General features: G+C 49.3%; 15 protein-coding genes. 11 read left to right on the forward strand and 4 right to left on the reverse strand.

The features are described from left to right. The first annotated feature begins 9 nt into the window (after nt 1-9). Entirely contained in the window at nt 10-999 is a 990-nt protein-coding gene (locus DW720_RS02935; RefSeq protein WP_118570537.1) for a guanosine polyphosphate pyrophosphohydrolase, read from the forward strand. 114 nt (nt 1,000-1,113) lie between these two features. Next, nucleotides 1,114-1,698: a GNAT family N-acetyltransferase gene (locus DW720_RS02940; protein ID WP_118570538.1), complete on the forward strand. Its 585-nt coding sequence runs from the start codon at nt 1,114-1,116 to the stop codon at nt 1,696-1,698. Between the two features lie 131 nt (nt 1,699-1,829). Here DW720_RS02940 and DW720_RS02945 read toward each other — a convergent pair whose 3' ends face one another. The 4 genes from DW720_RS02945 to DW720_RS02960 all read right to left on the reverse strand — a co-directional run bounded on the left by DW720_RS02945 (nt 1,830) and on the right by DW720_RS02960 (nt 5,299). Then, nucleotides 1,830-2,372, reverse strand: coding sequence for an NADH peroxidase (locus tag DW720_RS02945; protein ID WP_107000650.1), 543 nt, complete (start codon nt 2,370-2,372; stop codon nt 1,830-1,832). Between the two features lie 352 nt (nt 2,373-2,724). Continuing rightward, complete coding sequence (locus DW720_RS02950; RefSeq protein WP_118570539.1) at nt 2,725-3,120, reverse strand: transcriptional repressor; 396 nt, start codon at nt 3,118-3,120, stop codon at nt 2,725-2,727. Between the two features lie 86 nt (nt 3,121-3,206). Then, entirely contained in the window at nt 3,207-4,553 is a 1,347-nt protein-coding gene (locus DW720_RS02955; protein WP_118742844.1) for a sensor histidine kinase, read from the reverse strand. Then, a complete protein-coding gene (locus DW720_RS02960; protein WP_118523899.1) occupies nt 4,550-5,299 on the reverse strand; it encodes a LytTR family DNA-binding domain-containing protein in 750 nt (249 codons plus the stop codon). Before DW720_RS02960 ends, DW720_RS02955 begins: the two co-directional genes overlap by 4 nt. A gap of 205 nt (nt 5,300-5,504) precedes the next feature. Between DW720_RS02960 and DW720_RS02965 the strand changes: the two genes are divergently transcribed. The 9 genes from DW720_RS02965 to gltS all read left to right on the forward strand — a co-directional run bounded on the left by DW720_RS02965 (nt 5,505) and on the right by gltS (nt 24,914). Next, on the forward strand, nt 5,505-5,900 hold the full coding sequence (locus DW720_RS02965) for a hypothetical protein (RefSeq protein ID WP_118749250.1): 396 nt from the start codon (nt 5,505-5,507) through the stop codon (nt 5,898-5,900). A gap of 56 nt (nt 5,901-5,956) precedes the next feature. Further along, complete coding sequence (locus DW720_RS02970) at nt 5,957-12,631, forward strand: YDG domain-containing protein (protein WP_118742846.1); 6,675 nt, start codon at nt 5,957-5,959, stop codon at nt 12,629-12,631. A 323-nt stretch (nt 12,632-12,954) separates the two neighbouring features. Continuing rightward, nucleotides 12,955-13,464, forward strand: coding sequence for a heme-binding protein (locus DW720_RS02975; RefSeq protein ID WP_118742847.1), 510 nt, complete (start codon nt 12,955-12,957; stop codon nt 13,462-13,464). Between the two features lie 259 nt (nt 13,465-13,723). Next, a complete protein-coding gene (locus tag DW720_RS02980) occupies nt 13,724-18,553 on the forward strand; it encodes a cytidyltransferase-related domain protein (protein WP_118742848.1) in 4,830 nt (1,609 codons plus the stop codon). Between the two features lie 67 nt (nt 18,554-18,620). Then, nucleotides 18,621-19,952: a lactate dehydrogenase gene (locus DW720_RS02985; RefSeq protein ID WP_118469478.1), complete on the forward strand. Its 1,332-nt coding sequence runs from the start codon at nt 18,621-18,623 to the stop codon at nt 19,950-19,952. 36 nt (nt 19,953-19,988) lie between these two features. Further along, nucleotides 19,989-21,137, forward strand: coding sequence for an NAD(P)H-dependent oxidoreductase (locus tag DW720_RS02990; protein ID WP_243022518.1), 1,149 nt, complete (start codon nt 19,989-19,991; stop codon nt 21,135-21,137). Between the two features lie 307 nt (nt 21,138-21,444). Further along, a complete protein-coding gene (locus tag DW720_RS02995; protein WP_107000642.1) occupies nt 21,445-22,725 on the forward strand; it encodes an ATP-binding protein in 1,281 nt (426 codons plus the stop codon). Continuing rightward, nucleotides 22,726-23,571: a DNA-binding domain-containing protein gene (locus DW720_RS03000; protein WP_022359963.1), complete on the forward strand. Its 846-nt coding sequence runs from the start codon at nt 22,726-22,728 to the stop codon at nt 23,569-23,571. A gap of 155 nt (nt 23,572-23,726) precedes the next feature. Further along, nucleotides 23,727-24,914: a sodium/glutamate symporter gene (gene gltS, locus DW720_RS03005; protein ID WP_118469477.1), complete on the forward strand. Its 1,188-nt coding sequence runs from the start codon at nt 23,727-23,729 to the stop codon at nt 24,912-24,914. Nucleotides 24,915-25,196: the final 282 nt, after the last annotated feature.

The following is a 25,196-nucleotide window of genomic DNA, read 5'->3' on the forward strand; positions in this document are numbered from 1 at the left end:
GTGAGGCTCATGGTGACCTTAAACGATTATCTGTATTCCGGCGATACGATGTTTAAGATTTTAAAGAATTACAGCCGGGATTTGAAAACAGAGGCAAAACAGACAAACAATGAGATAGACCTGATACATGCAAATTTCCTGATTCAGATCCGGGAACTTTTAGAACACAACGATTTCCTGACGACCCAGTCACAGAAGATCCGGGAATTTTATATTCATATGGCAAAGGAATATCCGCTTCTGGCATTTAATTTTAAGGGAAGAATCAAGTCGCTGATCCGCTCGGAGGCGAAATTTAATGGATATATCGTTGAATATATTTATGACTGTTATACGGAACATAAGGCATTTCCGTCGATCTCCGATTTGAAGCGGAGATTGAGCTGTTTCCGCGACCTGATCGCGTACCGGATCGTGATTTCACTGCCGAAGTGTTACCTGAAACCGGGGGAATCGCAGCAGGAGGCAGATATCCGGTACCTCTACCAGATTGCGAATGAACTTCCGGGATTTCTGGAGGAACGCGGGTTTACGGCGGAACCGGCTTACGGGGTGAAGGAGAGTACCTCCCCGTTGATGGATGAGGAGGTAAGGCCGTACTACCGTGATTATGTCTGCGGAAATAGTTCGGATGATTACCAGTCTCTGCATATTACGTTTTACGATAATTGTTCCAGAAGCTATGTGGAGGTACAGCTTCGCACGAAGCACATGGACGATATCGCGGAGATCGGCGTGGCCAATCATTTAAGCTATGAAAAGCGCCAGGAGGGCGAGCGGGCCAGGCGGGATGAGATACCGGAAGGTGCATGTATTTATTTTGATGAAGCATATGAACGCTGTCAGCGCCTGGTATCGCTCAATTTAGCTGAAGTGGATGTCAATATGTTTTCGGCGATCAACAATGACCTAGTCAATGACGGCTGCGGGCTGTACCGGGGGCGGCTGATTCTGCCATATGAGCATTTATCGAGGCATCAGAATGAGCTGGTGGATTGAGGGGGTTCACGGGCAGGCATGAATCTGGTTGCGAATAGTTGACGAAACGGGAAGATTCATATATAGTTGCCTGTAAAGGAAAAATGACCGAAAATGATAGGGAGGAACCAGTTTATGGACCATACATCCTGCCGCCTGCGTCTGGCTGCTATCGCCGATGCACCTGCGATATTGGAAATTTATGCACAATATATGGACACGCCGATCACGTTTGAGACGGAGCTGCCGTCCCTGGAGGAATTTGAGGGGCGCATCCGGGCGATCACGGCAGAATATCCGTGGATTGTCTGCGAGGATGAAACGGGCAGAATCATTGGCTATGCATATGGGCATAAGCAGCTTGAGCGCGCGGCGTACCGTTGGAATGCGGAACTTTCTGAATATCTGGACAGTCGGGTGACGTCGAAGGGCATCGGCAAACGGATGCTTCTGGTGCTTTTAGAGCTTTTAAAGGCACAGGGCATCCACACCGTCTACAGTCTGGTGACAAGTCCGAATGTGAAGAGCGATGCGATGCATAACGGATGCGGATTCCGGACGATGGGCGTGTGCAAAAATACCGGTTATAAGAGCGGAAAATGGCACGATGTTACCTGGTATGAGAAAGCGCTGCTGCCATATGAGGACGTACCGGCGGAGATGATTCCGATTGGGGAGATGGAGAAGGAGACGGTAGATAAGATTTTGGCGTCTTTTTGAACAGAGACATAAAACAAATCTGCATAAAATAAACAGGGCGTATGAAAAAGGAATTTTCCATTTTCATACGCCCTCATCAGTTCTCTTTTATTCACCAGCGCCGTAATGCGCTGTCCATTCATTCACTCAGATTAGTTGAAGTATCTCTTTAACAGACCCTCAAATGCCTTGCCATGTCTAGCCTCGTCACGAGCCATCTCATGAACGGTGTCATGGATTGCATCCAGGTTAGCAGCTTTCGCACGTTTTGCAAGGTCAAATTTGCCTTCGGTTGCGCCGTGCTCAGCCTCTACACGCATCTCCAGGTTCTTCTTGGTGGAATCTGTTACAACCTCACCCAGAAGCTCTGCAAACTTAGCAGCGTGCTCAGCCTCTTCGTAAGCTGCCTTCTCCCAGTACAGACCGATTTCCGGATAGCCCTCTCTGTGAGCCACACGTGCCATCGCCAGGTACATACCAACTTCTCTGCACTCGCCTTCATAGTTAGCTCTTAAATCTTCGAGAATATCCTCGCTGACACCCTGTGCCACACCAACTACGTGCTCAGCTGCCCAGGTCATCTCGCCGGACTGCTCTTTGAACTTGGAAGCCGGAGCGCCGCATACTGGACATTTCTCCGGAGCAGCCTCACCCTCGTATACGTAACCACATACTGTACAGACAAATTTCTTCATAGTCAATTCTCCTTTTCTAAAATAAATTTTTAATTTCGTGTTTTATAGAAACAATAAATAGATAGTAAAGTTGCTTGCAACCATTCTGTTTCATAGGAGCTTTTAAAACGAAATCGTTTATTTGGCTTAAATGAAATCAGTAATGATTACTGATATTAAGATATCATAGATTCCTGTGTTTGTCAATGAAAAAATAGAAATAATTCTTATTTTTTTCATTTTTATCGATAACCTGGATATTCTCAGAACTTTTTCACTGGTGATGTATTCATACCCGGTCAGCGCATGGCAGAAATCGGGAAGCGGCTCATTTGGTCCCGTCTGTTCCGATACAAAATCAGCCGCTTCTATATTAGTGCTTTTCCCCTTTCATACACTCATCGCATATCCCATAGAAAAACACGGTATGGTCGTCGATCGTTCCCGGCACAAATTCTTTGGCGGCTGTCTCCAGCTCCTTGGTTGCTTCCATCGGAATATCCATGACCCGTCCGCACTGGCGGCAGACGTAGTGGTAATGTGGGGATGTATCATAATCGAAATGATCCGTGCCGTCGCCGCAGGACAGCTTCCGGATCTCGCCCAGCTCAACTAACAGGTTTAAATTGCGGTAAACGGTTCCAAGGCTGATATTCGGAAACTGTTCCCGGATGCTGGTGTAAAGGGCGTCGGCGGTCGGATGATCCTTCCGGCTCATCAGGCAGGCTTTGATCGATTCGCGCTGACGGCTGTATTTTAAGGTTTTCATAAGCGACACTCCAATCCTTCTAAATAATATTGATAATGATTATTATTTATATTATGCGTCCTGACGCGATGAAAGTCAATCTTTTTTCAAAGATTTCCGTGAGAAATTTTAGAGTCAAATTTCAACATCACCGATGCATAAAAGATCCCGTCCTCATACCGGAAATCCACCAGACCCTGGTACCGCTCGGCGATCGAACGGATGGAGGCGGTTCCCGTGCCGAACCCGTCATGTTTGGTCGAGCGGAACCGCCCATTTTCCTCGATCGGCGGATGGCAGCAGGTGTTGTCAACGGCGATCACGATGTGACCGGCATCCTCCTGGGCGCAGATGCGGATAAACGGCGCGCTGTCTGTACATTCCCGACAGGCGTCGAGGGCATTTTCCAGAAGATTGCCGAAGATCGAGCAGAGCTGTGGCTCACCCAGCGGGAGAGAGGGCGGAAGCTGGATGCGGACCGAAAAATCGACTGACGCCTTGCGCGCCTCCTCGCCGTAATAGCTGATAATCGTGTTGACCGCATAATTTTCACACCAGGTCCGCGCAGTGTCCGGCGGAAGCGTCATACGGTATTGTTCGATGTAGGTATTCAGATCCTCCGTTTTCCCGCTTTGCAGGTAATGCTCGATGAGATTTAAGTGCTGGCGCAGGTCGTGGCGCGCCTCCCGCACCTCTTCGATGTGGCGGGAAAGCTGCTGATACTGTGTGTACTGCATCGCCAGGAGCGTGTCCTGCTGCGCCGCGCGTTCTTCCAGCTGCGCCTGCTGGCGGACTGCATTGAGCGCTTCCAAAAGGACATAGTAGATAAGAATTGTCATGGCAAAGAGCCAGAGCCGCGTGAGGATAAAACGGAACTTGCGGACGGTATCAATGTTTAAATCAAAGTTATAAGCGCAGATAATCAGGGTACATGAAAATGGAATAAACCAGACTTTCTGCCAGAATGCGGAGCTGTCTACCTGAAAAACGCGTTCCGTGGCATTTTTCATAAATTTGAGCCCGAGAGGGAGCGTCAGAAACAGAAGAATCGAGATGAGCAGCAGGCTTTGATCGCGGAGTGAATAATAGGTAATGCTGGGATCGTAGAACAGACGGCTTTCCAGAAAGAAACAGATGCCCCGGACTGTGACAAAATAATTCAGGATGAAGTTTCCCAGAAACAGAAGTTTCCAGAAATTAGCCTTCACACATAAAAAATAGATCGCCAGGGAAACGAAGGCAAATACCGTGTCGGTGACCCGGGTCGGTTTACCGTGGCTGATCAGGTAGGTATACAGGGAGGACTGGAGCAGCTGACCGATAAAAATGAACAGAATCAGGATTTTAATCGGAAATCGAAGCTGCTTTTTAAATGGCAGAATCGATAAAATAAAAAAAGGAATGGAATAGACGGTTTCAACGAGAAATGCCTTGCCAAACACAGACCAGTTCATAGAGTACCTCCCTTCCGCAATGTGTCAAACAAGTAGGTTGCAAATGCTTCTTTTGTCTCTTTTTTCTTCCGGCGGCTGCAGAAAAAGCAGCTGCCGTTTTTCAGATGGACAGAACCGTCCTCGTCCACCGAGGCAACCTGTGAAAAATTGATAAGTAGCCCGCGTCCGCTCATGTAAAAACGTCTGCCCTTCGGGAGCAGCGACATTAGCTCCGAAAAAGAAATCCGTGTGGCGGTGTCACCGGAACTGGTGTGGATGATCAGCCGGTGGTTCTGCGTCTCCGCATACAGAAAATCATCAAGCAGAATCCGCTGCGTGGATGACTGTCCCCGTCCGAGCGCCGCCTGAATTTCGATGTAGGCAGGCGCGGCAAGAAATGTCCGGATCTCATCGAGACACCAGGCAAGCGCCTTTTCCTCAACCGGTTTTAAGAGATAATCAAGGGGATGGGCACGGTAGCCTTGCAGCGAATAATCGCGTTCCGATGTGGTGAAAACGATGGGGAGACGTTTTTCGCGCTTGCGAAGCTCCAGCGCCGTGTCAATGCCATTGCGCCCGTTCCGGTCCAGCATAATATCCATAAAAACCGCATTAAAAAGTCCCGGACGGAACGCTTCCAGAAATGCCTCGCCGCTCTCGTAGCAGTCAAAGTGCGCCGTTTCCCCGTGCTTCTCCAAGTTCTCCTGTATCAAATGAATCAGATGATTCTGATCTATCTTCAAATCTTCAACAATCGCAAAATGCATCAAAGCTCAACCGCCTCCTTTATTCAAAACCGTGACCATTTAGGTCGAGGTTTGACCGTTTGCGTCGATGTGGTTTTCAGTAAATCGCTCATTTGGTATGTTTATAGTATAAAAGTTATGACCCGAAATGTAAATGAAATATCGTTACAGAAAAATCAAAGTAGCTGTGTGTGAAAAGTAACAAATCAAAAAAGGCAGGTGGGATATGGTACGGGTAGTGATGTATGGAGAAAAACTGACCGACATTGAAGGTCTGGAAAAAATGTTGTGTGAAATTTTGACTGAAAACCGCAGATGGCCGATGATTCACACGTATATCAGCGATCTGGACGCATATCTGCACTTTGTAAAGGGGAATCCCTACCTCATTATGCTGGCGTCCGTGCAGGGCAGACAGGGAGTGGAAATCGTAGAAAAAATTCGGGAAAATAACCCGGCGGCATCCTTAATCTGGCTTTCCGGCCGGGACAATGCCCTTGAATCCTGGCGGCTCCATGTGACCGCATTTGAGGTATTTCCGACGAAAAAAGAAGAATTAGAAGAACTTCTGGCGGCGTGCAGCGAAAGCCTGCTGGATCGGAAGAAAGAGTATTTTGTTTAGGTGGAAAACAGACTGAAATAGACAAATTTGTTCAGAATAGATGGAGGGAAAACAGCATGAAAAAGAAATATAAGCGTGCCCTGGCAGCGGCGCTGGCGGCGGTAATGATATGGAATACGTGTGACTGGCACCCGCAGGTGCTGGCAGGCAGTTCGGTGCAGTATATCGAGGAAGTGAAGGAGCTTTCGGATGAAATCCTGCATCAGGAGGTTCCGTATGGAACGAAATATAAGGATCTGGAGCTGCCGGGCAAGCTGAAAGTGCGGGTTTTGGCAGAAGAAGCATCGGATGAAGAAGATGGTTCAGAAGATAAAGACGGTGCGGAAAAGATTGCTACGCCGTCGGAGCTTCAAAGCGGAGACGGTGAAGTGGAAACAGAAAAAAGGTCTCAGACACTTTCTTCATCTGAAACAGATGGTACAGTTCGGAAAGCGTCCCCATCTGAGGCAGATGTTATAGAAAAATCGGAAATAGGGGTGGATGACACTGGGCAGAAAGCATCCCCATCCGATGCGGACGGGACGAAAACCGATAAAAACTGGAAGGAAGTCAAGGTCCGCTGGGTGCTGGATGAGACATTTAGTGAGAAAGATACATACGATGGAAAAACACCGGGTATCTATGTGTTTGATGCGGAATTGAAAAGCAGCCGCTATGAACTGGATACCGGCTTTTTGCCAAGCATCGAGGTGACGGTGCTTCCAGAAGAAAAAGGTCCGGCAATCATCGGATTTTCGGAGTTAGATGAGGCAGTTGCGGTGCAGAAGCTCCCTCTGGGTGCCAAAGAAAGCGATATCATCCTTCCGGATACACTGGAGGTTGAGGTGGAAGAGGCGGATGAAACGCTGGCGGAAGACAGCCAGAACGTGCATCTGGTGGAAGCAGTAGATAAGGGCACAGAGAAAGATACAGATGCGGAAACGGCAGTCTGTCAGATTTCCGGCATAACCTGGAAACTGGACGAAGAGCAGAGTGACCTCCCGGAGTTTCACGGCGGCATTTCCGAAAAAGACTATTTCGAAGAATTTGACGAGGACGGAGAGCCTATCGAAACCTCCGATAAGACTTGGAATGGCTATTATGAGGCAAACCAGGACTACAACGGTTGTGCCTATGTCTACACACCGGTTCTGCCGGAGGAATATTCACTGGGAGAGGAAGCAGAGCTTCCGGAAATCTGCGTTCTCGTAGGAGAGATGCAGCTGATGACTCTGGCAGGCGGGGAGTATGATCTGAATAATGAGCCGCTGCGCATTAATAGTGCTAACCAAAATAAGTTTAACGGAATAACCATTACCGGCAGATATTGCCCTACCACGCGGCCGTATAATTCTCAAGACATTAAGGGCGGCATCATAATTGATAATGTTACGGTCGATCTGACTATTAAAAATGTAACGATCCAATCTGATGGAGTCAGGGGATGGAATCTGGCCGGTATTTACCTGAAAGGCAATGCCCAGCTGAATCTGACCTTAGAAGGAACCAATACACTTGTGGGACTGGATGAGGGAGCCGGAATTGAGGTGGGAAAAGGAGCAAAACTGGTTATTACGGAGAATAGTACCGGAAGACTGAAGGCAGTGGGAGGTGCCTATGGGGCCGCCGGTATCGGAGGAAAAGGAACAACAAGTGACGAAGGTGCAGATAAGAACTGTAGGACAGGAACGATTATAATCAAGGGCGGAAGCATTACAGCTGAAGGTGGAGCTTATCAGATTCCCAAAACGCAGGATTATTATGGAGGAGCCGGAATCGGAACCGGTCGCTATGGAATCGGCGGAACCATTAAAATACTGGGTGGAACGATAACCGCAGAAGGAGGAAAGCAGACAGGAGCCGGAATCGGAGGCGGAATGAGTGGAAGGGTAGACACGATCGTGATCGGCGGGACGAAAGGCGAAGCTCCCGATATAACCGTATCTTCTTATAAGGATAGTACGAAGGGATACATGGGAGCTGCCATCGGCAGCGGATGGAATGGAGTGAGTGGTTTAATATTATCCTGTGGCGATATCCGGATATTAAGTGGATCTGTGGAGGTAACGGGAGGAAATATTGGTTATGGAGTGTTAAGGCCTCTTAATGGAAATGGCATGGAAGGCGGCAGTATCACTATTTCCGAGGAGGTGCAGTTAGAGCTGCCGGTTGAAAGCTCCATTGCTCCCAGGGGAGAATGTATCTACGGGAAAAAAACATTCCGGATCACCGCGTATGATAACCAGCTAGCTGATGGAACCTATCAGGCTGACATATCCCTGTATCGGGAGGATGATACAAAAAGAACAACTCCGGTTTATAAAACAAGCACTCAGATGACTGTCTCAGAATTCAGGGGAACGATACCGGATATAATCCGGTGGATGGGCTATTCCGGGAATATGCAGATGGTTGTAGATCTGAAGTCTTCCAGTGGCGGGGCAGGTAAGACGATGGAGGGAAGTGTTGTTCTAAACAAAGGAAAGGATGAAACCATCTCCGTCACGCTGGGAAAAGCCGCTTACCAGAAGACAATGGATCTGACCATCCATGATGGTCGTTTGAGGGACGATAAGAATTATACACTGACGGCTCGGATCGGGGAAGAAGCAAGTGAAGGCGGCGCTGCACCGGATGTAGTAACCTATTTATCTCAAAAAGCTTCCGGTTATCAGATAAAGACTGGTAAAGTCAGCTGGTATACGCCTCTGTCCGGAGTGGTTCCGGTATCGGTTCAGGTACAGGAAGAAGGAGGGGAAGGAGAAAGTAATAGCTTTACAGTAACAGGAACCCTCACGATGAACTCAGAGGAGGAAAAGAATCTTTCTCTCACCATTGGAGAACCCCTGTATCCTGTCCGGTTCCACTTCTACTCATCCATGGTGCAGGCGGCAGAGAATGTATCCCTGACAGCCGGACGGCTGACTGGAGCTGCTTCAGAAGCTCTGGTGGAATTAAGGCAGAATGAAGGTCAGTTTGCCTTTGACGGGAAGCTGACAATCGATGCAGCAGCAGGCAATCATGCATATGCTCTGGCATATATTCCGGCCGGAAATTACCAGTTTGTGATAAATACAGGTATTGCAGGTTTAGGCAGCTCCGGCGGAAGATTTACTCTGGACAACAAAACGGTAAAGGCAGAGGCTGCCGGAACGGATATTATTGTATTAAATGCGGCAGAGACGCTGGAGGGAGAATTGGATCTTTCCCTTGGAGATATATCTTTTTACGTGGATAATGGTCAGTTGGCGATTTCCTATTCTAAAAAAGCAGCCGATTCTGATCAGGTGGTTAGTGAGAAGTTAATAGACCAGTCCTATGCTAAATGCTATCGGATCACTTCATCTGGGAATAATGTGAAGAATTATCATCTTTCCGTGAATACACCAGCTTCCAGTGAACTAAAGCTCGTATTAAATAACCTTACGATTACACCGGCACAGGCTATCGCACCGATTCAGATAAACGGAGCGTCCCAGGTGATCACCTATCTGGAAGGGGAAAACATGATTTCGATTAATAAATCAGAGAAGTTTTCTTCACCTGCCGGCATTAGTGTAGCGAAAGGTGCAAAGCTTACGATTGACAAGGAACCGGAACGGCAGGGCTCCATAGAGGTGCTCAATAAGACAAATGTAAACAAGACTGGTGCAGCAATTGGAGGAAATGGAGGGGAGGATGCAGGAATCATTCACATCAAGGGGGGAACTGTAATTGCAACTTCCGCTTCTAACGGAGCGGCTATCGGTGCTTCGGCAAGTAAAAGTGTAAAAGAAATACAGATTAGCGGAGGAGATGTAACTGCAAAAAGTAGTGGTGGTGCCGGAATCGGAACAGGAAGTGCTAATGGCCAGAAAAGAACCGGTAAAATCGTGATAGAAGGCGGAACGGTGAATGCAAGCTCGGAGAACGGTGCCGGAATTGGAAGTGGTATTGGATATGCCCGTAGTAAACCGGCGATAACTGCAGAGATTGAGATTCATGGCGGAATGATTACAGCTTATTCTGAACGGGGAGCCTGCATCGGAAGTGGTTTGGATAGTTCGTCGAAGGTGCTGATTGACGGTGGTACCATATGTCTGGATAAAAAAACGACAGGGTATAGGAAAGTAGCACATATTGGGATGGGAGAAAGTAGTAATACACAGGTACAAACTGATGTGACGATTACGGGTGGAACGATCTGTTTGAAGGAGGCGGATAGATATATACCGCGACCGATCATTTATGGCTGGGAGCAGGTAGACAAAACGTGGCAGAAGAATAATACAATAAAAGATGGGAACGGTACCCCGGTTTATTACACCACAGCGGATCTGACCGGTATCTATGATAATAATACACTGGTTGGAGATGCAAGTATTGAAGAAAGCTCCTACGGCTTTAAGGATGTCCGGACAGATTCCAGCGGAAAGCTCTATATGTACCTTCCGGCTTCGGAGGCAGTGAAAGCCTCCTTTGGCGGTGTGGAATTTACCGGAAAGGTTGAGGCAGGTAAAGATGAGAATGTATTGGAGCGTGAACAGACTTCTATTGATTATCAAAGGGAAGTCCTGAAAAATACGGCTCTGTATGAGCTCGAATATGCGGAATCCGAGAATTCTGCAACTTGGACGAAGATCCGGGCAGGAGGCGAAGCTTCTCTGACGAAAATTCTGGACAATCAGCCGGAGAATGCGAGAGAGATTACCCTGTATGTGCGAAAGGCAGCCGCAGGTTCCACAGCAGGTGAAGCAGCCGCAATAACGATTCCGGTAAGACCGGCAAAACCGGATAAGATAACAAAGATAACGAAAACCAGCAACTCTATCAAAATTGTCGAGCCGACTGATGCCAAGTATGAGTATGGAATTGCTGAATCTGAGTCTGGTGAGCTTCAATGGCGGACGGAGAAGACGTTTACGTCACCGAAGCCGGCTAACACCTATTATATAACCCTTCGCGTGAAAGCAACAGACAACAGTTTTGCATCGAAGTCGGCTGATCGCTTATCTGTGACAACGCCGGATATCTTACAGTTCAAAGGTCCCGCTGGCGACGTATCCTTTGAAGCGAATGGAACCTATGGACAGGCACTTTCAGAGATTCCGGTACGGCTGGCAGAAGGATTTCAGGTTGTTAATTATAATAGATCACCGGTTTTAGGAACATGGAAGTTCAGTGCGGATCAGAGCGGAAAGTCCGCTTCCTCCATTTATCCGGAGGTAACGGGAACCACTGCATATCAGGCAGAATTTATACCGGATGGAGCGTCGGAAGGGCAGTATGGAAATAGTTTGAAAAGAAGTGTGATTCCGGAGATATCTCCGAAAGAGTTGACCGCAGTTGTTACGACACCTATTGAAAAGCCTTATGACGGAAATACCGACATCGCATTAGCGGCGACGGTAGCGATAGGAACTCCGGGCCCAATCTATACCATCCGCGGTCTGAAAGGAAACTTTGAAGATGCCAATGCCGGAACCGGTAAGACGGTAACCATTGATTCCTCAGAGGCAAAGGTTGAGACAGGCGAGAGTGCAGTGAATCTGCAGAATTACCGTATCATATATCCAGCCCAGACCGGAACGATCCATCAGATACAGGGTTCGGTTTCGATCGATCGGCAAGCATGGACCGGAGAAAAAACCTATGGAGACGACAGCTTTCCACTGACAGGTGTGAAGAAAGTGGGAGATGGAGTTCTGAACTATACAAGCTCGGATGAAAAGGTTCTCACCGTGGACGCACAGGGACAGGTGACCATCAAAGGTGTCGGTTCTGCAAAGGTAAGCATCACCATGGCAGAGGGAACGAATTATCTCGGTACAAGCACATCGGCAGAGAAAACCATAACCATTGAAAAAGGAACCCCCACTCTTACCTTAACAGCTGTGAACCGGACGACCGGAGTACAGCTTGCGAAAGGAATTCTCGGAACAGAGAAAGAAGATTTCGACATCATTGCCAGAGTGCAGGGAGTTTACCAGGACAAGCTGCAGGGTTATGTTCGTTTCTATGATAATGAAACCCCGGATGCAGATATAGTTCCGGTTGGGGAAGATGGAACAGCCATACTCAACTGGACGAAGCCGGGAGAATCATTTGTAGGCACCCACACAATCAAAGCCGAGTTTGATTTTGGTGAATTTGATACGTGGGAATCCAGATACAACACACCGGCTCCGGCATCCCTTACATTTGAAATCAGCAAGGCAGCTCCACCGACAGAGGATAAGCCAGATAACTCCGATAAGCCAGACCAATCAGGCAGCCAGAGCGCTTCCTCCGGACGTGACAAGTCTTCCGGCAGCGGAGCGACCAGGCAGGATCCGGTGAAGGGAAGAATCAACAGCAGCATAGGTATTCTCACAGGAACTGCCAACAGTACGGCCAATGACGGAAAGAGCCACTGGATGCAGGATGAACACGGATGGTGGCTCCGCTTCGCAGACGGCAGCTACCCGAAGGCAGAAAAACGCGGCACATCGGGCATTGCATATGCATGGGAGCAGGTAAACGGCAACTGGTGGGCGTTCGATGAAAGCGGCTATATCAAGACCGGCTGGATGCGCGACGAAGACTACAACGGCTGGTTCTACCTCGATCCGGAACACGGCATGCAGATCGGCTGGGTCTTGATTGACGGCAAATGGTGCTATTTCCACCCGACCTCAGACGGAAGAAAAGGCATCCTGTATGTTGGACGTCTGACACCGGACGGCTACTATGTAGATGAAAATGGTGTGTGGGATGGGAAAGACAGACAGTAAAAAGAACATTTAGGTCGAAGTTTGACTGATTGCGGCTTCTATCTAAATCCCTTATGAAGCCGAGTCAAAATGAAATTCCAATGTGTTTACAGCTGTATTCATGAAAAAATATAATGAGCGCAGGAGAAAAGAATGCGGCTGCGAAGCAGACATATTCTTTTCTTGCGCCATTAACGAACGAACAGCCATGCGAAGCAGGGCGGTGGAGCGCGATAGCGCGGGTTCGTGAGTGGACGGGTGAGAATACGTATGATATAATGAACCCCGGGGGATCATAACCTGATTCACAAGGGGAAAACAAACCGACACAGGAGGGGGAACACATGAAGAATTTCTACACCGAAGAACAATGGAATGAGATTCTGAAACAGCAGGAATCCGTACTTTGCTACGACACATTTACCCGGAAACAGGCGCTTGAGCTGGGGCTTTTGATTGCAGAGGTCACGGAGAAAAAATATTACGGTTCGGTCGCTGTCCGCATCGTGGAGGACGAGACGACCGTCTTTGCCTACAAGATGGAGGGAGCGACGCTGGAAGCAGACTGGTGGATGACCAACAAGCTGGCAGCATCGCGGCTCACGGGGATGAGCTCGCTGCGGGCACTGACGGCATCGAGAGCCGGAGAACTGGAAGCATCCTGGAAGGTGCGCGAGGAGAACTTCTTCGTGTGCGGCGGTTGCATTCCGGTTTTCATGAGAGATGGAAGCCGTCCTTTTGCCTATGTGATGGTATCCGGCATGGAACACTGGGACGATCATCAGGTGATCGCGGATGCGATGGCGAAACAGCTGGGGGTTGAGATTCCGGAGATTCGGAAAGAGCAGCCATAAAACGATTGACTTGTAAAAACAAAGACGTTTGCAGAAATGGGAGATAGATGAGCTATCTGCATTTTTGCAGGCGTCTTTTGTGGTTTTACTGTGCCGTATGGCGATGAATTATCCGTTATTTTGTATGGCGCACTTCCCCACCTGGTGGTATAATTCAAGTATTATAAAATTTGATATGAAAAGAATATTTGCAATGACTCAGATGGTTTTTGCACAGCAAAGAAGCCTCTGAGAGATCCAGAGAATGTGAGGGATGTGGATGAGTAAAAAAGAGGTACGTCAGGCGGCTGCGGAACTGACCGAGCGCCTTTGTGAAAAAGACTTTTTAGACCGGTCGGGACTGAGCCGGAAAAATGTCATGATGCTCATGAACAAGGAACACTGGGAGGAGCAGTTTGCCCATATTTTCCCGATCAAAAAGCGGATTTCCTGCCGGGCGGTCTACGAGATCTGTGAGGAACCGTTAAGCCTTTTAGGGCATGAGCCGGAAGAGGGCTGGATGAAGTTTACCTACCAGTATGTGTGCCATATTCTCTACCCGGATGCGGAGTTTAAGAAGGAAAATGCCGCTTTTTCCGCCGGTGCGGAGTTCTATCTGGCAGTGCTTCAGTTCGTGTTTGACCGCGAGCGGGCGGTGCTTCCGTACAAACCGATGGAGGACTTTGCATTTTTGGGTGATGAGGAAGCTTCAAGCTTTGAGTGCGCGGCAGAATACAGCCGTTTCAAGAAGTTTTTCGCACAGGAATACATCTATGAGATGATGCGCCTCAATGCGGAGGTGACGCCGTTTCGGACGCTGGAACACATCGCGGGCGTGCATTACGTCGCGATGACGGTGGCACGCGGGCTTTACGAGGCGGGTGTTCCGATCGATCTGACGCTGACCTCGGGCGCGGCTGCAGGTCATGATCTCGGCAAATTCGGCTGCAAGCCGAATGAGCGGGTTCCGTATCTTCATTACTATTATACAAACCAGTGGTTTAACAATCATTCGATGGAATACATCGGTCATATCGCGGCGAACCATTCGACCTGGGATCTGGAACCGGAAAACCTGTCGGTTGAATCCCTGGTGCTGATCTATGCCGATTTCCGTGTAAAACAGAGCCGCGGCGACGACGGGCGTGAGATTACCTACATTTCCAATCTGGATGAGGCGTTCAACGTCATCCTCTCGAAACTCGACAACGTGGACGAGGTCAAATTAAACCGTTACCGCTTTGTTTATTCCAAACTGCATGATTTTGAGGATTATATGCGGTCTCTCGGTGTGGATGTGGATTTGAATGGACACCCGAAAAAGCCGGAGGTGCTGCCGGATATTTCCCTTCGGAACGCAGAGCAGACGGTGCAGTCCCTCATTTTTATGGGTATTGAGCATAATATCCGCGTCATGCATCAGATGGGGGCGGAACGCCAGTTTGGCAATCTCCTCGAGGCGGCGCGCAGCGAGAAGGATTGGAAGAGTGTCCGCGCGTACTTAAACATTTTCCGTGAATATTTTACATATACAAACGACAAGCAGAAAGAGCAGACGCTGGGCTTTTTATATGAGCTTCTGATGCACCGCGAGGGCGACATCCGCGCGCAGGCGGCGAGGCTGCTCGGACATGTGATCGCGCAGTTCAACGCCGGTTACCGCAAGGAGCGCCCGGCGGGTATGCCGGATATTGCCGAGGAGCGGGTGATGGAGATCTGGAAGCAATATCTGGAAATGATCATCCGGCCGGATCACAAGCTGATGCTGCAGCAGAAACGGCGCATCCGTTATCACCTGAAAAATGTGTTGGCATCGGTGGTTGATCATGCGACGCCGGGCGATCTGCGGGAATTTCTGGAGGCATTTCTGGTTTGGTATGATCGGGCGGATGAGCTGGATCCGGGCGAGGCATTTTCTTTGCTGGATACGGTGCATTTCATGCCGTTTGATAAGCTGAGTGAAGAGGAACTGGGGAAAATCGCAAAATTTGCCCTGATTGAGTCGCAGAGTGGGGAACCGGATGTGCGGATCGCATCGTGGCGCGCCTTCAAGCTTCTGACGGCGTACCAGCCGGATCATCCGTGCTGTGCCGAGATCGGCGTGTGCGTGAAGGCGGCGCAGGTTGAGGACAATATCACGATGACCTTCCTCAAATACCGCGTGTTAAGTAACCTCGGAGAGGACACGGCGAGAGAACAGGAACTTTTGTATGACCGCGACGTTGTCTCCGATATTTTCCTGGATAACCTCAAAACAGCGACGCCGTGGGTCATCAAGTCGGCCAATATCAAGCTGCTTGTCGATCAGATTGCGCATGGTAAACAGGAACATATGCTGCATATCGCAGCGCATCTCTCAAACCTTGTAAAAGTCAGCGAGCACGTGATCGTGCGCCATGATGCCGGAACCGCCCTGCTTCGCATCATCGGGCTTCTGACACCGGATCAGAGAAATGAGATCGTGGTTGAGCTGATGAAGGGGCTGGAAGTCGGTGAGTACGAATTTTCCAAATATATTCCGCAGTATCTGGGGCAGGCGGCGCTGTGGCTGCCGCCGGAACAGCTGGAGGAGATCGTTTCCTACCTGCATGGCATGATGGCAAATGCAAACGACCAGATAGTCTCGGTTGCGCTTGATACGGTCGGCGTGCTGCTGGAACGGTATTCGTGCTACCCAGAGCGCTTTGCGGAGGAAAAAGAGGTATGCGAGGAACGGCGCGGACGTCTGCTTGGCATCCTGCTCAGCGGTCTGGCGAATTACCGCGAGTCGGTGCGCCAGGAGGCGATGCTGGTGCTGGGGCAGACCGTCTTCGGCTCATCCTGGATGGAGTGCCGGGAGAAAAAAGAGCTGTTCGCCCTGTCCTTCCGCAAGATGCTGTTCTTATTCAATGAAAATAAGGGAAATGAGCTGACGGCATTTTATCGTGCGGCGTCCCTTTCTAATATTTACCGGTTCATCACGCAGTATCATATGACCGAGGGCAATTTAGAGATCAAGGAGCGGAACCAGGTGGCATTCTTCCCAGGCACATTTGACCCGTTTACGCTGTCACACAAGGAGATTGTCCGCGAGATTCGCGATCGCGGCTATGAGGTTTTTCTGGCGGTCGATGAATTTTCCTGGTCAAAAAAGGCGCAGCCGCATCTGATCCGCCGTCAGATCGTGAGTATGTCGGTGGCGGATGAGTTCCATGTGAATCTGTTCCCGGATGAGATTCCGGTCAATATTGCCAATCCGGCGGATCTGAAACGCCTGAGAGAGGTATTTTCCGGAAAAGAGCTGTATATCGTGGTCGGCAGCGATGTCATTGCCAATGCCTCTTCTTATAAGAAGAAACCGGTCAAAAATTCGATTCATTCGATGAACCACATCGCGTTCCGCCGCGTGGGGGATGTCAAGGCGGACAATAAATACAACCGTCAGATGATGGATCAGATTAGCGGCAAGGTCGTGGAACTGGAGCTTCCGGAGCATCTGGAGGACATCAGTTCGACGAGAATCCGTGAAAATGTCGATCTGAACCGGGATATTTCGAACCTGATCGACCCGTCTGTGCAGGAATATATCTATTACAATGGTCTGTATCTGCGCGAGCCGGAATATAAACCATATATCCGCGCGCGTGCGATCTCCTATGAGGAGGTGGAGATGCCGGATGAAATGCTTCTGGCGGAAATTTCGAATTTCGTTCTGCGGGACGAAGAAGATCGCGAGAACCTGTTGAATTCGATGAAGGAGTCGGGCGACCGGCTGCTGCTTCTTAGGAATACCGTGCAGGAAAACCGGCTGGTCGGAGTGGCACGGCTTCGTTATCTGGCGCCGGATGAGCTGTTTGCCGTTCTGGGACAGGTCAGTCTGGCAGATCAGGTGCGCCGCCATACCTACGGTGAGATTCTTCTGATTTCGGGTATCTATGTCGAGCGCGATCCGATGATCTACGACGCGGAACAGCTGCTTTTAACCGAGGCGATCGCACGGTCCTTTGAGTATAAATGCGGCTATGCACTTTTCTTCCCGGCAGACGGTTACTGCCCGGAGCGCGTGCTGTCGGCGGTGGTCCGCCAGGGCTTTGTGAAGGCGCCGGAATCCCCGGAAGACGCGCCGCTCTATCTGGTCGATATGCATGCGCCGCTTGTATTAGTGCAGAATCTGGAAACAACGTTAAAAGAACCATTTTCCAGCAATCCGCGCGTTCTGGATGCGATCTACAAGGCGCATCGGGAATTGCAGATGGCGATGACGCGCTTCTATCCGGGACAGCTGGTTCTTTCGATGTCGGCGAGCGTGATTTACCACCGTCTGGTGGAACGGATCACGGCGTTAAATGGTGTGCCGCGTGACCCAGTGACGCCGAGACGCCTCGGCGGGGCGATGTGCGTGCCCTTCGGCAAGATCCTGCGAGGAAAAGTTATTCCGAATACGGTGACGAAGACGCTGCATACAGATAAAGTGTACGATCCGGAGCTGAAAGAGAAGTCGATCGAAGCGTTCCCGTACTATTCGCCGTTGCGAAGCCAGATCAAGGCTATCAAGTCCTTTGACCGCCCGGTGATTCTGGTGGATGATCTGCTGCATCACGGCGGACGTTTCGAGGCCTTGGAGCCGATGCTGCGTGAAGAGGGCGTGGAAATCAAAAAATTGGTGTTAGGTATGATTTCAGGCTATGGGCGCGACACGATGGCGACGAAGGGCGTGCCGGTAGACAGTATTTATTATATTCCGAACCTGCGGAACTGGTTTGTCGAGTCCACACTGTACCCGTTCATTGGAGGAGATACGGTGCGCCGCGATACCGTGAAGGTGGCGGGACTGACGCCGTCGATCAATATGATCCTGCCGTATGCCGCACCGCCGGTACAGGGAAGTACGCCGGAAGCCGCGTTTGAGTTCTCTGCGTGCTGCATCCGCAATGCGCGCAACATCCTTCTGGTGCTCGAATCCGAGTACCGGGCGCTGTTTGCGAGAAACCTGACGTTAAGCCGCTTGTCTGAAGCGGTCATCCTGCCGCTCTGCCCGGATAAAGGCGAGTGTGTCAGCTACGATCCGAATCTGGCAGCGTCGGTGTATCTGGAAAATGATTTGGAGATGCTGTATCGGACGCGGAAGTGAGAAATTATGTCAAATAATGCAAAATAATATTATATAAGATATCAAAAAAGAGCAGGGGGTATGCAATATGTACTATTATAAAATTGGAGATAAAATCTGCTGTTCCTTCAATGGAAATTTATCATACGAAAAGGCAGAAATGCCGCACCCGGGCACACCGCTCACATTCTTATTCGAACGCGAGCCGGGAACCGGAAGAGATTCTTTTAAGGTAAACTCGCCGCTGCTTTTATTCCAGGAGGCAGAGAATGTTTCCTGGTTAAGCAGCCGGAAGCTGGAAGCGCAGGCGGAGACGATGAAGAAAAAGCTGGAAGAATCGACGGAAAAAGCGGCAGGCAGCGGTGCATCTGAGAGTGGCGCGGCAGAAAAGGTGAATTGCGAACTTGACGAGGCAGTCAAAGCTGCGATCATTCAGGGCGTGATGCGCGCAGTCAACCGCCTGCATCCGGATTTTGAGGCTATTTTGGCAGAAAAACCGCAGAAAACGAAGAAAAGAGTCCATGTGCTGGCGATCGGCGACGTCGGAAGTACGCTGTTGACCGGGCTTCATCTTCTGGGCGGCGACTGCATCAGTTCGATCGGCATCTGTGATATTTCCGATAAAGTGACCGCACGCTGGGAATTTGAGGAAAACCAGATCGCGTACCCGTGGGCATATGACGCGCTGCCGGAGGTCGATGTGGTAAAACCGGAAGACCTCTTTAAGTGCGATGTGTTTGTATTTGTTGCTTCCAAGGGAATCCCGCCGGTTGGTTCCGGTGTCAAGGATGTGCGGATGTACCAGTTTGAAAATAACTCCAAGATCGTTGCGCAGTATGCAAGACAGGCGAGAGCCGAGCATTTCAAGGGCTTATTTGCCGTTGTCTCCGATCCGGTTGACCCGCTGGCAAAGACGGCATGGCTGGAGAGCAACAAGGACGAAAACGGCATCCTTGATTTAAAGGGACTCCGCCCGGAACAGGTACAGGGCTTCGGACTGGGCGTTATGAATGCGCGTGCGGCTTATTATGCGAAGCGCGACGGGCGGTTTTCACAGTTTTTGACTGAGGGGCGTTCCTTCGGACCGCATGGACAGGATCTCGTCATCGCAGATTCCATTGAGAATTACAACGACGAGCTTTCAAAAGAACTGACCCAGCTGACGGTAACGGCAAACCTGCATATGCGCGCGATCGGTTTCAAGCCGTTTATCGCACCGGCATATTCCTCCGGCGCAATCTCCCTGATTCTGATGATGCGCGGCGAATGGCACTGCGGTTCCGTCTTCATGGGCGGTATCTTCATGGGCGTGAAAAACCGTTATACCGAATATGGTCTGGAAACAGAAATTCTGCCATTGCCGGATGCGCTGTATGAGCGGATTGTGACGGCGGAGGAAAATCTGAAAAGGATTGTCTGATCAATGAGTCTTATCGCAGGAAGGAAGCGAAAACAAGTGATTCATTCAAATTCAGAAGGAGATATTTATATAGAAGAAATGCCACTCCTCCTCGTCCATCTGCGCGAGGAGGAAAAAGGTGCGGATGCGCGCCTTTCGGAGGTGTTATCCTATGCGCTGGACGGCTACGTCTATGAGACAGCGACGGAAATCAGCACGTTTGAAGATTATGTAAACCGATGGAGGCGCCTGAAAAAGACACAGAATCGAAAAAATCCAGTCCAGGGACGTATCCTGTTTGCCGTGCCGCTTGGCACATCTGGTATCAACCTGGAGCTTTACCGCCTGATTCGCTTTCTGCGGGAACATCCGGATTTTCTGAACGGTTTTGTCGGCGGGCTTTTGGTGGACAGTGAAAATGACCTCTATTCCAAATCGGCGGCGAAGGATCTGGTGTTTGCCGCTAACTGCGCGGGCTGCGCGTTCGTGGGGCGTCCGCTCGTCGAAGGCACGCGGACACTTTCCAATTACACGATCGTTTCCAATAATCTTGGAACCGATCTGATGGGGGCATACCGCGAGAGCGCGGCGGGGCTGGTCAAAGAAGTACTGGGAACGGATTGCGTCAGGAAAAAATGTCCGAAAGTATTGGTATTGCACGCGTCAAGCCACAAGACCTCCAACACCTACGCGATCTGGAACCGGGTGAAAGAACAGCTCCCGGAGATGGAGATCCGGGAGATAGGGCTTCGAAACGGTACGCTTTCCGACTGCGCCGGATGCCCGTACAAGATGTGCCTGCATTTTGGCGAGCAGGGAAGCTGCTTCTACGGTGGAGTGATGGTCGAGGACGTCTATCCGGCAGTCCGCGAGGCGGATGCGATCGTGATGCTCTGTCCAAACTACAACGATGCGCTGTCGGCAAACCTGACTGCGTTCATCAACCGCCTGACTTCGCTGTTCCGGACGACGCGGTTTTATGACAAAGCGCTGTTTGCGGTGGTTGTGTCGGGCTATTCCGGAAGCGATATCGTGGCGGAACAGCTTATCGCGGCGTTAAATATGAACAAAACCTTCTATCTGCCGGGGCAGTTTGCGATGATGGAGACGGCAAACAATGCCGGGGCAGCGATGCAGCTGCCGGGGATTGAGGATCGGATGAATGCGTTTGCGGAGAGAATCCGGGAGACGCTATTATATAGGTAAAGAGGGGTTATAAGCAGGGCAGCGTCACTGGGAGAGTTTGTAACTGTTCACAGGTAGGAATTTTTTGAACTGAAAATTCCGTACGATACAGTTCCGGCAGCAGATTTTGCCGATTTGGAATGCGTAGCATCGGCAAAATCCCGTTGCTGGGCACACGTGTGTGAACAGTAACAAGAGTTTCACATCTGTTATAAAATTCTTTACAGATTTCATGAAACTAAGTATACTATATGAATATGTAAAAACTGTTTTACTCAGGCTAAAGACCATGTGAAATCGAACCGTTTAAAGAGGGAGAAAGGCAGAAATGAAATCCTGGAGACGAACATTAGCGATAGGCTTTATCATAGCGATAACTTCGCAGCTGTATTGGAACGTATTTGTCAACAATTTCCGTGTGTCAGCGTCGGTTATCCTGCTTCCGGTGCTGATTATGACAGTCGGAAGCCAGATTCACACGATGACGATCTGTACGGTGACGTCGATCATTGTTTTTTTGTTCCGAATTGTGATATATTATCTGCAGGGAATGCCATCCGAGATGCTGGTACAGCTTGCGATGCCCGGAGCATTCTTTTATATCGTGTACGGCATGATGTTCAAGCTGCAGATCCGGAATAAACATATCGCGAATCTGGAAAATGTGATTGCGGCGGCATTTTTCTGTGACTTATGCTCGAATATATTCGAAAACTTCCTGGCGGCGCTTCTTAAAAACAATGCGATGCCGGGACCGGATATAATTCAAAAGCTTTTTATGATCGCTGCAGTCCGCACACTTTTTGTGGCACTGGCACTGATCGGAGAACAGCAGTACCGGCTTCTTCTTACGAAAGCGGATCATGAGAGCCGTTATCAGCGGTTATTTCTTATGACAACGGGACTCAAGACTGAGATTTACCTGATGCATAAGAACACCGAGGAGATCGAGCGCGTCATGAGCAATGCATACAAGCTCTATGAGCAGATTCTGGAAAAGGATCTTCCACGGGAAATGCAGCAGATGGGACTTGAGATAGCGCGGGATGTCCATGAGATCAAGAAAGATTACATCCGCATCATTCAGGGCATTGAGGAGGCGATCGAGGAAGAGTCGAACGAGGAAACGATGAGCCTGCAGGATCTTCTTCGGATTCTGGAATCATCCACCTACCGGACCATGGCGGAGAAAAAGCTGGATATCCGTCTGATGTTTGACTGCCGGGACAATTTTATGACGCAGGAACACTACCAGCTTATGACGATTCTCAAAAATTTGGTAGGAAATGCGGTGGAAGCGATCGAATCGACGAAAAAAAGTGGGATGATCTGGATTCGGGAGTACAAAAAAGATGGTAATTATGTGTTTGAAGTAGCGGACGACGGACCGGGAATTTCAGAAAAACATCTCCCACGGATTTTCAATATGGGATATTCAACGAAGTTTGATGAAAAAACCGGCAATATATATAGAGGCGTCGGGCTCTGCGGTGTGAAAAACGCGGTAGAGGAGCAGTTTGAAGGTAGTATTTCAGTGGATTCGGAAGAGGGAAGAGGAACGAAATTCCATATTGAGATACCGATAGCGAAATTGGAGGAAATAGAGTAAATGGAGATTTATATTGTTGAAGATGATATGTCAGTGATCAGCGTCCTGCAGGATATTATTGAAGATAATGATCTGGGAATTGTCTGCGGTACTTCAGAGGGACAGCCGGCGGATGTGGATGATATCCTGGCAAAGAATCCGGATATGGTTCTGATTGATTTCCTGATGCCGGAAAAGGACGGTGTTCAGGTCATGCGCGAACTGCGGGAAAGAGGCTGCAAGGCAAAATGCATCATGATTTCCCAGGTGGCGGCAAAAGAATTGATCGGCAAGGCATACGATGCGGGCATTGAGTTCTTCATCAGCAAGCCAATCAATATCATTGAGGTAAAATCGGTCATCCGTAATGTGGATGAGCAGATCAAGAATGAGAAAACACTGACGAATATTAAGAAAATGTTCATGGCAGAGATCGCGGATATGCCGAAGGAGAAGAAAAAAGATGACGGTTACGGCAGAAAGGTGCTTTACATTTTAAACCGTCTCGGCATGTCCGGCGAGAAGGGCGGCGACGATATCCTTCGGATCTGCGAGTATCTGCACAACAACGGACGCCCGATCTCCCAGGTCAGCATCGGTCAGCTCTGCGAGCTTTTGAGCGATGCGCCGAAGAACATGGAGCAGCGTGTCCGCCGTGCGATCGCGGTCGGCATGTCGAACCTGGCACATTTGGGTATTGAGGATTTCATGAATGAAACCTTTACTGCATACTCCAGCACCCTGTTCCCATTCGAGGAAATCCGGGCAGAGATGGATCACATCCGCGGTAAACGCCGTTACGGCGGCAAAGTCAGCATCAAAAAGTTCATCGACAGCCTGATGCTGGCGGTAGATCGTGAGGTATAACGGGTAGATTTACAAAACTTTCCAATTTATTTATCATAAGTTAAAAAAATGTTATAAAAATTTTATGTTTTTATGATGGATCTTGTAGTTTTTTGTCGGGGCTACAGTATTATACACCTGCGAGCAAGAAAAAAAAATAGGTTGGAGGTAGTTGTATGAAGACAATCGAGCTTGATATGTATCAGGCAACCGCAGTTGCGGCACTTGTACTGTTACTGGGACGTGTTCTGGTAGCTAAAATTTCTATTCTTCGTCGGTATTGTATTCCGGCACCTGTAGTTGGTGGTTTCCTTTATGCAATTGTTCATACCATCGTAAGAGGCATGGGCATTCTGGAAATTTCCTGCGACATGACACTTAAAAACGTATTCATGGTAGCTTTCTTCTGTAGCGTAGGTTTCACAGCATCCTTCCGTATGCTGAAGAAGGGCGGCGTTCAGACAGTTGTATTCCTGGCTCTGTCAGCTGTTATGGTAATTCTTCAGAACGTTCTGGGGGCTGGTCTGGCAAGCGTATTTGGTCTGGATCCTCGTCTGGGTCTGGCAACCGGTTCCATCCCGATGGTAGGTGGTCACGGTACTGCTGGTTCCTTCGGACCGTTACTTGAGGAATTAGGCGTAGCAAATGCGAGCGTTGTAGCTATCGCTTCCGCTACTTATGGTCTGGTTGCAGGCTGCGTAATCGGTGGTCCTATCGCAACTGCTAAGATCCGTAAGTACAAACTGTCCGCAGTTGCTGAGGCAGCTACTAAGACTGAGACTGTAGAGACAGATGAGACTGGTGCAATCGATTCCGCTAGAATCCTTGACGGTCTTCTGTACTTAATCGTTGCTATCGGTGCTGGTACTATCGTATCCATGTTCCTTGGCAAGTTTATGACATTCCCGTTCTACATCGGCGCAATGTTAGTTGGTGCTATCATCCGTAACATCATGGATGTTCAGAACAAAGAGATCCCGATGGAAGAGATCAGTACACTGGGCGGTGCTTCCCTTTCCGTATTCCTGGGTCTGGCTATGATCGATATGAAGCTGTGGCAGTTAGCTGAGCTGGCTGTACCGATGGTAGTTATGCTTCTTGCACAGACAGTACTTATGTTCTTCTATGCAAACTTCGTTGTATTCAACGTACTTGGCAAATCCTACGATGCTGCTGTTATGACCAGTGGTTTCTGTGGATTCGGTATGGGTGCTACCCCGAACGCTATGGCAAACATGCAGGCAATCACCGGCGTATATGGTCCGGCTCCGACTGCATTCATGGTAGTTCCGCTGGTAGGTTCCTTATTCATCGACTTTGTAAACGCAACTATCCTGACAGGATTCATCAGCTTCCTGGGCTAATAGATGCGAATTTCAAGAGGTCTGCTTTTGGGCAGGCCTCTTTTTTTGCGTAATAGGAAATTTCTTGGAATTTTCTATCACACAAAAAGGAACGAATGTGCCAATGATACGTACTCGCGCGAAGATGCAGGTTGTCGCAAGCGGCCGCGCGAGACGCCCGAATGTGCCAGGACACATTCGTTGTCCATCCCCGAGTTATAATCAAGAACAATATAACTCCATAAGCAAATGATAATAACATCTATAAGACTATTTTTATTTGATTTTGCCGAAGAGATGATA

The organism is Clostridium sp. AM27-28 (genome assembly GCF_003480955.1).
Taxonomy (GTDB): domain Bacteria; phylum Bacillota; class Clostridia; order Lachnospirales; family Lachnospiraceae; genus Otoolea; species Otoolea fessa.

Bases quoted from the DNA above. Each gene is read 5' to 3' on its own strand.
- DW720_RS02935 (WP_118570537.1), top strand. From the start codon at position 10: ATGGTGACCTTAAACGATTATCTGTATTCCGGCGATACGATGTTTAAG.
- DW720_RS02940 (WP_118570538.1), top strand. From the start codon at position 1,114: ATGGACCATACATCCTGCCGCCTGCGTCTGGCTGCTATCGCCGATGCA.
- DW720_RS02945 (WP_107000650.1), bottom strand. From the start codon at position 2,372: ATGAAGAAATTTGTCTGTACAGTATGTGGTTACGTATACGAGGGTGAG.
- DW720_RS02950 (WP_118570539.1), bottom strand. From the start codon at position 3,120: ATGAAAACCTTAAAATACAGCCGTCAGCGCGAATCGATCAAAGCCTGC.
- DW720_RS02955 (WP_118742844.1), bottom strand. From the start codon at position 4,553: ATGAACTGGTCTGTGTTTGGCAAGGCATTTCTCGTTGAAACCGTCTAT.
- DW720_RS02960 (WP_118523899.1), bottom strand. From the start codon at position 5,299: ATGCATTTTGCGATTGTTGAAGATTTGAAGATAGATCAGAATCATCTG.
- DW720_RS02965 (WP_118749250.1), top strand. From the start codon at position 5,505: ATGGTACGGGTAGTGATGTATGGAGAAAAACTGACCGACATTGAAGGT.
- DW720_RS02970 (WP_118742846.1), top strand. From the start codon at position 5,957: ATGAAAAAGAAATATAAGCGTGCCCTGGCAGCGGCGCTGGCGGCGGTA.
- DW720_RS02975 (WP_118742847.1), top strand. From the start codon at position 12,955: ATGAAGAATTTCTACACCGAAGAACAATGGAATGAGATTCTGAAACAG.
- DW720_RS02980 (WP_118742848.1), top strand. From the start codon at position 13,724: ATGAGTAAAAAAGAGGTACGTCAGGCGGCTGCGGAACTGACCGAGCGC.
- DW720_RS02985 (WP_118469478.1), top strand. From the start codon at position 18,621: ATGTACTATTATAAAATTGGAGATAAAATCTGCTGTTCCTTCAATGGA.
- DW720_RS02995 (WP_107000642.1), top strand. From the start codon at position 21,445: ATGAAATCCTGGAGACGAACATTAGCGATAGGCTTTATCATAGCGATA.
- DW720_RS03000 (WP_022359963.1), top strand. From the start codon at position 22,726: ATGGAGATTTATATTGTTGAAGATGATATGTCAGTGATCAGCGTCCTG.
- gltS (WP_118469477.1), top strand. From the start codon at position 23,727: ATGAAGACAATCGAGCTTGATATGTATCAGGCAACCGCAGTTGCGGCA.